The 10,692-nt window shown below is 59.8% G+C and carries 6 protein-coding genes and 5 pseudogenes; 9 read left to right on the top strand and 2 right to left on the bottom strand.

What is annotated here, in order from left to right:
• Nucleotides 1-431 precede the first annotated feature (431 nt).
• Nucleotides 432-1,284, top strand: a pseudogene (locus ACFPP6_RS35900) (IS256 family transposase); the annotation flags it as partial.
• Between the two features lie 322 nt (nucleotides 1,285-1,606).
• Nucleotides 1,607-1,828 carry a hypothetical protein gene (locus ACFPP6_RS36590; RefSeq protein ID WP_417802665.1) on the top strand — a complete coding sequence of 74 codons (222 nt, stop codon included), beginning with the start codon at nucleotides 1,607-1,609 and terminating at the stop codon, nucleotides 1,826-1,828.
• Here the strand turns inward: ACFPP6_RS36590 and ACFPP6_RS35890 are convergent.
• Nucleotides 1,736-1,979 (bottom strand): annotated as a pseudogene (locus ACFPP6_RS35890) (transposase); the annotation flags it as partial. The gene ACFPP6_RS36590 and the pseudogene ACFPP6_RS35890 sit on opposite strands and share 93 nt — an antisense overlap.
• Here ACFPP6_RS35890 and ACFPP6_RS35885 point away from each other — a divergent pair.
• A pseudogene (locus ACFPP6_RS35885) lies at nucleotides 1,978-2,677 on the top strand (IS5 family transposase); the annotation flags it as partial. The pseudogenes ACFPP6_RS35890 and ACFPP6_RS35885 sit on opposite strands and share 2 nt — an antisense overlap.
• Before the next feature lie 11 nt (nucleotides 2,678-2,688).
• Here the strand turns inward: ACFPP6_RS35885 and ACFPP6_RS35880 are convergent.
• Nucleotides 2,689-2,975: pseudogene (locus ACFPP6_RS35880) on the bottom strand (transposase); the annotation flags it as partial.
• Between the two features lie 1,425 nt (nucleotides 2,976-4,400).
• Between ACFPP6_RS35880 and ACFPP6_RS35875 the strand changes: the two are divergent.
• The 6 genes and pseudogenes from ACFPP6_RS35875 to ACFPP6_RS35850 all read left to right on the top strand — a co-directional run.
• On the top strand, nucleotides 4,401-4,817 hold the full coding sequence (locus ACFPP6_RS35875) for a cytidine/deoxycytidylate deaminase family protein (protein ID WP_382051079.1): 417 nt from the start codon (nucleotides 4,401-4,403) through the stop codon (nucleotides 4,815-4,817).
• Between the two features lie 742 nt (nucleotides 4,818-5,559).
• Nucleotides 5,560-5,826 carry a MerR family transcriptional regulator gene (locus tag ACFPP6_RS35870; RefSeq protein WP_382051078.1) on the top strand — a complete coding sequence of 89 codons (267 nt, stop codon included), beginning with the start codon at nucleotides 5,560-5,562 and terminating at the stop codon, nucleotides 5,824-5,826.
• A 109-nt stretch (nucleotides 5,827-5,935) separates the two neighbouring features.
• Entirely contained in the window at nucleotides 5,936-6,247 is a 312-nt protein-coding gene (locus tag ACFPP6_RS35865) for a hypothetical protein (RefSeq protein ID WP_382051077.1), read from the top strand.
• A 1,306-nt stretch (nucleotides 6,248-7,553) separates the two neighbouring features.
• The gene (gene ltrA, locus ACFPP6_RS35860) at nucleotides 7,554-8,666 is read left to right on the top strand and encodes a group II intron reverse transcriptase/maturase (RefSeq protein WP_382051076.1); all 1,113 of its coding nucleotides are present in this window, start codon (nucleotides 7,554-7,556) and stop codon (nucleotides 8,664-8,666) included.
• Nucleotides 8,667-8,873: 207 nt separating this feature from the next.
• Entirely contained in the window at nucleotides 8,874-9,176 is a 303-nt protein-coding gene (locus ACFPP6_RS35855; protein WP_382051075.1) for a hypothetical protein, read from the top strand.
• Nucleotides 9,177-9,415: 239 nt separating this feature from the next.
• A pseudogene (locus tag ACFPP6_RS35850) lies at nucleotides 9,416-10,288 on the top strand (transposase); the annotation flags it as partial.
• Nucleotides 10,289-10,692: the final 404 nt, after the last annotated feature.

The raw sequence follows: 10,692 nt of genomic DNA, 5'->3' as shown, positions 1-10,692 counted from the left end.
GGCGACGGCCTCCACCACGCGGTCCAAGCGGTCGCCCACATGCACAACCTTGCCCTGGCAACATGACCAGAACCGCCGGAACCGGGCCCTGACCTGCCAGATCACAGCCTTCTGCAACACGCTTTAGATGGCCCCGCTGGCGCCTCCGACACCAAGCCACTGCCAAACACTACCGCTACAAGCGGCGCATTGCCGGTTACGAACAACCAGCACATGACGACACATCAGCTGAGTACACTCAAAACATCCTGATTAACAATCCGAGGGCTCCGACTGTTACGGGTCCGCCGCCATCACCCGATCAGGGGCCACTCTGAATAGCCTTACTGAACGTTTTTATCCTGAATAGTGGGACTGTAAAAGGAACGGTGTAACTCTGATCATGGAGGATTGCACCCGCGACCAGCGAGAACATAGCCAGGCCGTCCGAGGTGGGGACCGTTCCGGCGGCTGTCGATGACCAGTTCCTGAACGAGCTCGTGACCCGTACCCAGGCCGGGGGCCTGCAGCTGACCGGTGAAGGCGGCCTGCGCCAGCGGCTCACGAAGCGATTGCTGGAGTCCGCTCTCGAGGGTGAGATGACCGATCATCTCGGCTATGGCCGGCACGATCAGGCGGGGAAGAACGGCGGTCGAGGAACGGCAAGCGGTCCAAGACCGTCCTGACCGATGTCGGCCCGGTCGAGAGCGAGGTGCCGAGGGACCGTGAGGCCTCGTTCGAGCCGCGGATCGTCAAGAAGCGGCAGCGCTGGCTGACCGGCGTGGACGAAATGGTCCTGTCCTTGTCCGCGAAGGGCCTCACCCATGGGCAGATCTCCACTCACCTGGCTGAGGTCTACGGAGCCGAGGTGTCGAAGCAGACGATCTCGACAATCAAGGATTCGGTGATGGAGGCATGGCCGAATGGCAGGCCCGTCCCCTCGACCGCGTCTACCCGGTCGTCTTCATCGACTGCATCAACATGAAGATCCGGTAGGGACAGGTCGCCAACCGGTTCGTTTACATGGCCTTGGCGGTCGCTGCTGAAGGACACCGTGACATCCTCGGCCTGTGGGCCCGGCGGCGAGGGGGCCAAACACTGACTTCGCGTCCTGGCCGAGCTCAAGAACCGCGGCCTTGAGGACGTCCTCATGCTCGTCTGCGACGGATTGAAAGGCCTTCCTGACGCGGCCGGTGGCCGGAGACGGTGGTCCAGACCCGCGTGGTCCACCTCCTGCGGGCGTCGTTCCGCTATGCCGCCCGCCAGGACTGGGCCAAGATCGCGAAAGTGCTGAAGCCTGTATACCGCTCCGGCCGAGGACGCCGCCACCAGCCGGTTCCTGGAGTTCATCCGACACGACCATGGCGACGCCCTCCATTGTGATGTGTATTATAAGATCGCCTAGAGGCGATCTTGCCAGTAACACGCCAACCTGGTATCTCATCTGCATCTGCATCTGCATCTGCCGGCCATTGACACAGTGTCGTGCGCGTGTCACTCTCAGATATCAGGCTCGATAGCGCTGTCAACGATTGGGCAGTACCCATCGCCGAGAGAGACTCATGCGGCATCATGACCTTCAGGCCGGACACCAAGGGCCTTAGCTTCAGCGACGTAACTTACAGAGATGCAAGCCTCCATTGGCCAGGTGCGCGTGGTGGGCGGCGTCATGGAGAAGTCGGCCTCGCCCTCGAAGAAGAGCCAGCCGTCGAGCGCCGCCGTGGTGCTTTCACCTGTGGCCTCGTCCCCATCCTCTCCTGATCTCGGTGAGGACCTGAAGCCAGCGCTTCGCGCCCTCACCGCCGTCACCCGCCCACAGTCCGAGAACCTCGTGGGTGCCCGTGACTGAGACTGCGAGCACGATGTAGATCGGCCTGTTTGCGATCTGGCCAACCCAGTTTCACTTGCACACAGTCGATGAAGAGGAGCGGGTAGACCGAGTCGAGTGGGCGGTTCTGCCATTCGTTCATACCGTCGATCACCTTGCCGGTGATCGACGACGAGGCGGTGTTCGCAGCGATCGTCTACGTGCTGGTCAGTGGCTGCGCCTGGCGGGCTCTGCCGCCCTGCTTTGGGGTCTCGAAGTCTCGACGGTGCACCGCTGGTTCCTGGTCTGGTCACGCGCGGGGATCTGGGGTCGGGTGCACCAGAAAGTCCTCGAGATGCTGATGAGCCAGGGCATGGCCGACCTGTCTGGGCGTTACTCGACTCGGCCCACGTGCAGGATAAAAAAAGGGGGGCGAACTTGCAGGTCGGTCGCCCGTGGACCGGGGCAAGCCGCGTTCCAAGATGCACATCCTGTCCGACGCGAACGGCCTGCCCTTACGCGTCGGAGTCTCCGCGGCCAACATCCATGACAGCCTCGGGCTGAAGTCGATGGTGGCCCATTTCACATAGGACACGAACTCCACAGCGACTACAAACCTGATCAGCTCCATGCTGACAAAGCCTATGATCTCCCTGACCTGCGGTGGCTGCACAGCCAGCACATCAGCGTCCGCATCGCCTGCAGAGGCATCGGCTCAAGTGAACGGCTGGGCCGCCGCAGATGGGTGATCGAGCGCACCATCTCCTGGGTGACCGGATACCGGGGCCTGTCACCCCGCTACGGGCGTCATCCCCCGGAACTACCTCGCGTCCCCTCGGACTCGCCGCAGCTCATTGCTACTGCAAACATCTCCTCAAAATGACCATGTAGGACACGGTGGCAGAGACCTCGGTTCCAAAGGCCTCCGCAAGGTGAGCGGGGATCTTCCCGTGGGTGAGGCCGCGGGCGGACAGCGACAGCACGATCTCGTCGACGCCGGTCAGTCGGCGCTGCCGCTTCTTGACGACCTGCGGCTCGCAGGATCACTCACGGTCGCGCGGCACGTCGATCTCGACCGGCCGACCTCGGTCACCACGGTCTTCTACCAGGTGCCGTTGCGGGTGTTGCTGTCGGATGCCTTCTCGTGCTTCACGTGCCCGAGATGGCTGGTGATCTCACCTTTGAGGGCGAATGCTAACTTGATCTTTAACGTCCGACGTCGCATGGTGCCGCGAACTTGATCACTTGGACCGGTAACCGGCGTACGCGGAAACGGTCTTCGCGCTGAGCAGATGCTCCGACCAAGGAATACACACGTCCAGCACGAAGGCTGTGAGGATGAGTCTGCTGCATCACGATGTCCGGCAGGAGGCATTGGCGAACAGTCATGTCATGCTTCCGGGGCCAGTTCTACTCCTGTCTCATCGCCCGCCTGTTCAAACAGACTCGCAGCTAGACCTGCTCGAAGATCCGCACAGTGTCCCGCCGAGTGGTGTACGGGTGATTACGGCGAATCTGCGGGTTACGTGTGCAATCGGTCTGACTGGCACCCTGAGGGCCTGACTATCGCCAGGTGACAGGGCTTGGTCCTGCAGCCATCGCGGAGCTCGTGGATCTGAGCTCGGAGAGATCCACCTTGCGGCCGGCAGCGTCGTACGGTGGACGGCATTGCCTGATATGACATTAGTTCTGCCCGACGGCAAGTGCCCCGAGTCCAGCCCACGATCAGCAGATTTCGCCGAGAGCTCCGCTACACCACTCGGGGGACAGCATCAGGACATCAGACATGACACGATGAGTAGAACATAAAGCCTCCTGGAACTGGCAAGAATTGCCATAACTCCCCTACCAGGAAATTCGCCTGCTATTTCAGAGGCAACGGGCCGAGCACCTCCAACGCACCCACTTGCTGAAAAAAACCTCACTGATTAGGCGTCGGCCAGCAAAGAGGTTGACCCTAATTTTCCATCCCTCTTAACCGAGCTGGGCAGGTCGGATGCCGATGTCAGTCCCTCAGGCAGAAAGTGGTCGATTTACTCCAAGCACAGGAGGATCGCTGGTAAGCCCAGAAAATAACTGCGAGAAAATTCTTGCAGAGAACCTTTGCGAGGCCACACGAAATCTGGACGCAGCATTCGAAGCGCTGGATTACCTAGTTTCTCAAGTTAGGTATGCCCCGGATGCCGCGAGGGTTCACCTATGCTTCAGCCAAGCATTCGCCGAGATTTTGACAGCGCTTATTGAGCGAGAAACCTTCGAAAAGCTTTTGCGCGTTAATCGTCGCCACAGTTAACCATTTAGCGACTGACGATATCGAAGCGGTATCAAAATATGCCCAGCTAAGGTACTCGACCCCAGCTTTACGCATAGAGTTTGACTGACCTCCTTGCATGGGTATCCTCAATCAGAGGCTCGCAGGAACTTGACGCGGCAGCGGGATCGTGAGGTATAACGGAGATGCACCTTGTCTTTTCCAAGTCGCTCATCGCTGCAGCGGTGTCAGTTTCAGTCGCTTTCACGGCTATTGTTTGGTCGATAGCCCCAGCGATCTCCTCGCAACGCGTCATTCTAGCTCCAGTAGGCCCAAACTACCCACCCGTGCCTAACCGTTCAGATGGTTCAGAGAGAGTCATTGTCACTGTTAAGTAATAATAGATGGCGAAGTCGAATCGAACATGTTGTGTCCTATATCCATCTAGCAATTAAACAAGCTGTCAAGTCTAGATGTCGATACCGCTTTGGTGCAGTTATCGTAAAGGGCGGAAGGCCGCTGGCCGCCTCCTCAAATATCGCGAGAAACGATCCTCGCATTGATTATAGGCATGCTAGTGTTCACGCTGAAGAAGCTGCAGTGCGTCGCGTTACAGTCACTCGCCGCGCAATCATCTATGTAGCGCGAGTAAACATCCGAGGCGATCTCATGATCGCGCGACCGTGTGCTCGATGTCAAAAAGTATTGGCCTTGGCTGGCATCACATGGGCTCACTTTACTACGTCTAACGGGCTTGAAACGATGCGAATCGGCGCATGACTTGCAGCTCACGCGTGCTCAATTAACAGAGTTACGCGTTTCATTTCAATGTCCCTGCCAGCGCAACCCTTAACCTGAGGTTGGTAGCGCCATGGGAAAATATTTGACTTGCGACCAGTTGCATACCAGGGAAGTCGGGGCAGCCTGTAATCGCTGCATGAATCGCCTGCATACAGCTCTATCTAACTTTCCTCGCTCCTATGTTCTTTTGCACTTGGAGATGCGTAAGCCCTATGCTCGGAGAAATCCCCAAGAGCCTCTGAGGCGGATCAAAATTCGACAGTTTGGGCAGAACGCACTCCTTAACCTATCCATTGTTGACCATCTGCAATACTGCACAAATCTCTTGCATGCATGGGGCACTTATGTTATGCCTGAGGCTGCACCTAAAGGGTTATTGAAACCAGGGCGATTGGTACAGGAGCTTTGCTCGATTCTGATCAATAGCCTTCCTGTCGCTGCACAAACTAACCGGGGGCGACAGTATGCTTCAGATTTTCTAAGCGTATACCAAGGGACCAGGGAATTCTTGGGGTGGTCTGAAGAGGCATGCCACATCAAGACTCCTTGCCCAGTATGCAATCTAAGGTCGCTTTCTCAGTGTGTAGACTTGATTATAAGTTGCTCTAATTGCCGCAATGAATGGGTGAATGAAGAGTGGGAGAGTGCCATGAGATGCCCTGCATAGAAATCGATACCTCTCCAACCTGTGGCGCCAGACGCCTCGTTAAAGATACTGCTGATGAGCATCGAAATGGGGGATGCGATTATGGAGTCTAGGTCCCTCGGGCAGAAATCGTCAGAATTCCTAAGAAAGCATCGCCTCCTTACTTCATCAGAAGCGGCAAAGCTGGTTTTTGTTACCCCTGGATGTATTCGCCAATGGGTTTGCCGTGGCTATCTTAGGCCAGTAGCTAAAAATCGTAAGACACGGGCCTGGCTGTACGCGGAGAACGATGTACTCATGGCTGAAAAAGCTCGCAGGGTCCGACAGTCTAACCCTAGATAAACGTAGAATCTCCCATATAGCATCTGTGCCACAACCTTCTCGATCAATGCGTATTGCATCTCAGATTTGAACCAGGCTGCAACACATTCACCGCTTAGGTGGTTTGGATATGGCTACTCTGAAAGTAACGGCGATTTTGTTTGCGCTGACCGCTATGGCTGGAAGTGGCGCACCAATTGCCTCGGCTGATGACTCTGACTCTCATAGGAAGAGTCGGGTGATTGACCAGAAGGTGATCGAGGTGTCGAAGCGGGATGGCTCTGCAGGTAATGATCGAATGGTGATTGATAGGTACTTTTCTAATTACTCAAGTGTCACTTCAGTGATCAACCAAAATGGCACATTTAACGTTGCCGCCGAAAACATGTGCATCGATCTTCTCGGAATCCTGGCTCCGGATAGATGTTCATCTTCAAGGTGAGAGCCTTCCTATTAGGCGTGTGGCATCATGAGTGATAATCAAAGCACCAAAACCCAACATGCTAGCTTTACGGAGGTAGGCGCGAAATCGGGGATGCCTTTGCGGATTTTTTAGCCGAGGAGATGTCTAGGGGGCGGGTGAAGATGCCGTCGCGGAGCATAGTGAAGAGCACGTCGGCTCGTTACCTGGCGGGGTAAAGGAGAGCTAGGCTGTGGTGCTTCCTTACGCGATCTCTGTGTCGTGTTAGCATTTGGGAGGCAATGACGGCCAGGGCAGCGAACGTGGAGAGGAAGAAGGCCCGTTGGAGCTACTTGCTTCCTCTCCACGAGGGTTGTTTGCCGCAGATCGAGTGGCCCTGGCTCCTGGTTATGGGGCGAAGGCCTGCATCGGCGGCACACTCCGGAACCTGCAGGCGCCGCCGGCGTCGGTGAGGATCCCGGAACCGATCCTTGGTATGGATTAGCCTCGATGTTTTGTGACGGCCCGTTGATTTGTCCGGGCGGGCGGTTTCGGCTTGTCGCGGTGGTTGCGGGCAGGATGGTGGCCCGACTGTCGCGTTCGTCAGGCGCCGGGGGTTCCACAGCTCCGGGGTGCAGTGCGGCTCGTCGGGACGGATTGTTGCTGGTCAGCCTGGAGTCGGCAGGACTTGCAATTGTGCGGCTGCTGTGGCGAGCACGTTGGCCCAGGGCTAGCTTGACTCTGTCGGGAAGTGTGTCCTGAACACGAAGAGGAGCTCTATGTAGGAAGTGCATCCTCAAGTGGTGCTGTGTGGAAGATGAAGGAATTTGGCCCTTCGGAGTCGCCCTGCGGGGGGAGGCTTCAAACCGCCTCATGCTGCGTTGACTGAAGACCGTCGTGGTGAGCGATGAGGAAAAGGCGCCCATGAGGCGTTAGGTGGGGACCGGAAAGGCGAGCGAGAGCGAACCGCTGACGACGTGTCGAAACAAGCAGCTGACATCAAAACCGGGGCGGTTAAATGGCGCCGGGATGAGCCTGGCGGGTGCCCGTCTATTGGCCAGGTGGTGTACGGCATGGAGGCGGCGCGAGTCCGGTCTGCGGCTTCTGCGCGGAACGTGGGAAGGCGAGTGCCGACACGGCTCTCTGCACGTCGAAGACGGTAGAGGGCGAGAGGGAGCGCGCCGGGCGGCAGAAACCGTGAGGCGTTGAGTACCGATGCGGCACGCGCTGGCGGACCGGCTCGTAGTAGTGATGAAGCCCTGGTAATCGGGGTAGAGTGAAGGGGCCGGCTCATTGGTGATCTGTTCGCGCGAACAACCGGATGTTTTCCGGGAGGAAGCGGGTGAGCATGTCAGGTCCGGAGGACAAGCCGTTCGCTATATCGAAGCGACTCGTGTGGGAGGCATACGAGAGAGTCAAGGCCAACAAAGGTGCGGCCGGAGTGGATGGGCGCTCGATTGAGGACTTCGAGAAGGATCTGCGGGGAAACCTGTACAAGATCTGGAACCGGATGTCCTCAGGGACGTACTTTCCACCTCCGGTGAAGGCGGTCGAGATCCCGAAGCCCGGAGGAACGAGAATCCTCGGGGTGCCCACTGTGGCTGACCGAATCGCTCAGACGGTGGTCGCTCTGACGCTGGAGCCCAGGACGGAGTCGATCTTCCATGACGACTCCTATGGGTATCGGCCGAGGCGCTCAGCGTTGCAGGCGGTCGAGCGGTGCCGGCAGCGGTGCTGGAAGAAGGACTGGGTTCTGGACCTTGATGTCCAGAAGTTCTTCGACTCCGTGGATCACGCCCTCATGGTCAAAGCTGTGGAGGCGAATACCGACCAGCGTTGGGTAGTGCTGTATGTGAAGCGATGGCTCGTCGCGCCGCTTCAGCTGCCTGACGGAACCCTTCAGGAACGAGACCGGGGAACTCCTCAGGGATCAGCGATCTCGCCCGTACTTGCCAACCTCTTCATGCACTATGCGTTCGACATGTTCCTGGTGCGGGAATTCCCGTCGGTGGACTTCGAGCGTTATGCGGATGATGCGGTGGTGCACTGTGTGACCGAGCGCCAGGCTCGGCAGGTCTGGGCGGCGCTCGAAGCGAGGATGGAGGAAGTCGGGCTGCGGTTGCATCCCGACAAGACCAAGCTCGTCTACTGCAAGGACACCAGGCGGCGCGGCTCTGCCGAGCACACGTCGTTCAAGTTCCTTGGGTATACGTTCGGCCCTCGGAAGGCGCGGTATCCGGACGGCAAAGCATTCGCGTCGTTCCTTCCCGCTGTCAGTCCGGAGGCCCTCAAAGCCATGGGCCAGCAGGTCCGCGAATGGCGAATTCACCGGCGCACCAGACTCGAACTCATCGAGCTCGCCGACTGGATTAACCCGATCGTGTCGGGCTGGATGACGTACTACGGCCGGTTTTACGGTCGCAGTTGTATCCCTTCCTGCGACGCATCAACACCTACCTGATGCGATGGGCGCGGAAGAAATAGAAACGGCTGCGGGGTTACAAACGCTTCCGTGCATGGTGGACCGGGCTTGTGCAACCTCGATGAGAAGAGCGGAGTGACGGGAGACTGTCACGCTCCGTTCTGTGGGAGCCCGGGGGTGAGATCCCCCCCCGGGCCACCCGACCGAAGCGGGGCCCTGGGCCGCTGCTCTGAAGGTGTGGGAGTGGTGGAAGCGGCCGTCGTGCTGATGAATCTGCGCCAGGATGACGTCGTGTGCCGCCCTGCCCGGCCCCATGAGTTAGCCGCCGTCGCCGAGTTGCGGTGGCGGTGGGTGCAAGAGCTCTACGGAACCCCCGCCGACGCCGCGCTGGACGAGTTCGTTCCCCGGTTCGTGGCATGGGCCCGGGAGACCGAGTCTTCGCATCGGCGCATGGTGATGGTCCGTGACGACGTTGTGATCAGCATGGCCTGGCTGGTCATCACGCAGCGTCACCCGACATCCGCGCGCGTTCGAGCGGATGTCGGGTGACGCGCAGTGCACGTATGTCGTGCCGGAAGTACGTGACCGAAGCCCGGGCGGCGTGATCGAGGCGGACTTGGCGTGGGCGAGGGACCTCGGTCTTGAGCGGGTGACCGTTCACTCCAGCGGCCGGGTCGTTTCGGCGTACTCCCGTCATGGGTTCGAGTTCTCTCCGCGTCTGCTCCAGGTCGAGGTTGGGGTCGCGCGGGTGAAGTCCTCTGACTGGTGGCCGGGCTGCGTCGCTGGCTATGTTGTCGAAGTTCCGGGCGGACTTCTATGGGTGCCTCACGGGTCGCTCAGACGCGTTGTTCGAGCTAACGGACGCCCTCCTCTGCACGGAGGGCCCGGTCAAAACGCTGGTGGATCTCGCGCTCGCGCCAGAACACCGCCGAGGTCACGGAGCCCTGTACGGCGGGCTCAACCAGGGACGGATCGACTTCCGCCGGGTCCTGCCCGGCCTGCCGTTGCCGAGAGCGGCGGACGGCAGGCTGGTCCTGGCCATCGACGTATCGCCCTGGCTGAGGCCGGACGCCGCGACCTGCCCGGACCGTTCCTTCTGCCATACATGTGGCCGGGGCCAGAACGAGCATCGGATGATCCCCGGCTGGCCGTACTCGGCCGTGGCCGCACTGGAGACCGGCCGCACATCCTGGACCGCGGTGCTGGACGCGGTCCGGCTGGAGCCGGGCACCGATCTCGCGGCCGTGATCACCACCCAGATCCGCGAGGGCACCGAGCGGCTCATCGCCGCCGGTCAGTGGCAGACAGGAGACCCAGAGATCCTGGTCGTCCTGGACTCGGGATACGACACGCCCCGCATTACGCACCTCCTGTCCGGCCTGCCGGTGCAGGTCCCCGGGCGCCTCCGTTCCGACCAGGTCATACGACGGCCGACACCACCACGCGTCTACGACCCGAAGGGCGGGCGCCCGCCCAAACATGGCGGCGAGTTCGTCTTCGGCGACCCCGCCACCTGGGGCACCGAGCAGGCCGTGACGACCACAGCCGCCCGGCTCTATAGAAGAGCCACCGCGCAAGCCTGGGATCGGCTCCATCCCTGGCTCACCCGCCGGGCGGCCTGGTTCGATCACGACGGGCCGCTGCCCATCATCGAGGGCACTCGTTGACTCCTCCCGAGGGCAGTTTCTCGACGTCCAGGCAGATGACGAACCGGTGGCCGGCCACCTGCCATGACGTGGCACGCGTCCTCGACACCGGCCAGGCATACAGCCGACCTGTGGTAACCCCGCGCTGACCAGGGGCGAGCGTCGTGCAGCTGTTGCCACGTCGCCAGCAGGCACGCATGGCAGGCCGGAAAGTCTCAGCAGGTCAACGCACCGCTTACCACGCGTAGACCCGCCTGAGCTGAAGCCGGCATGTTGTTTCTCTTCAGGCCCTTAGAGCTCGTGACAGGATCTTGGTGAGTGTTGCTGGTCGGGCGTGACTGGTACGACGATTCGGCCGTGCGTGAGGGTGTGGGTATCAGGCCGTGGATCGTGGACGATGACTTGTGGGCGCTGATTGA

It is taken from the genome of Streptomyces aureoversilis (assembly GCF_042657885.1).
Classification (GTDB): domain Bacteria; phylum Actinomycetota; class Actinomycetes; order Streptomycetales; family Streptomycetaceae; genus Streptomyces; species Streptomyces aureoversilis.
The sequence above is the reverse complement of the archived record's forward strand: the minus strand, read 5'-3'. Positions and strand labels throughout refer to the sequence as shown.

What these genes read in the sequence shown, in the direction of transcription:
- ACFPP6_RS35870 (WP_382051078.1), top strand. Translation starts at nt 5,560, where the DNA reads ATGAGCATCGAAATGGGGGATGCGATTATGGAGTCTAGGTCCCTCGGG.
- ACFPP6_RS35875 (WP_382051079.1), top strand. Translation starts at nt 4,401, where the DNA reads ATGGTTCAGAGAGAGTCATTGTCACTGTTAAGTAATAATAGATGGCGA.
- ACFPP6_RS36590 (WP_417802665.1), top strand. Translation starts at nt 1,607, where the DNA reads ATGCAAGCCTCCATTGGCCAGGTGCGCGTGGTGGGCGGCGTCATGGAG.
- ltrA (WP_382051076.1), top strand. Translation starts at nt 7,554, where the DNA reads ATGTCAGGTCCGGAGGACAAGCCGTTCGCTATATCGAAGCGACTCGTG.
- ACFPP6_RS35865 (WP_382051077.1), top strand. Translation starts at nt 5,936, where the DNA reads ATGGCTACTCTGAAAGTAACGGCGATTTTGTTTGCGCTGACCGCTATG.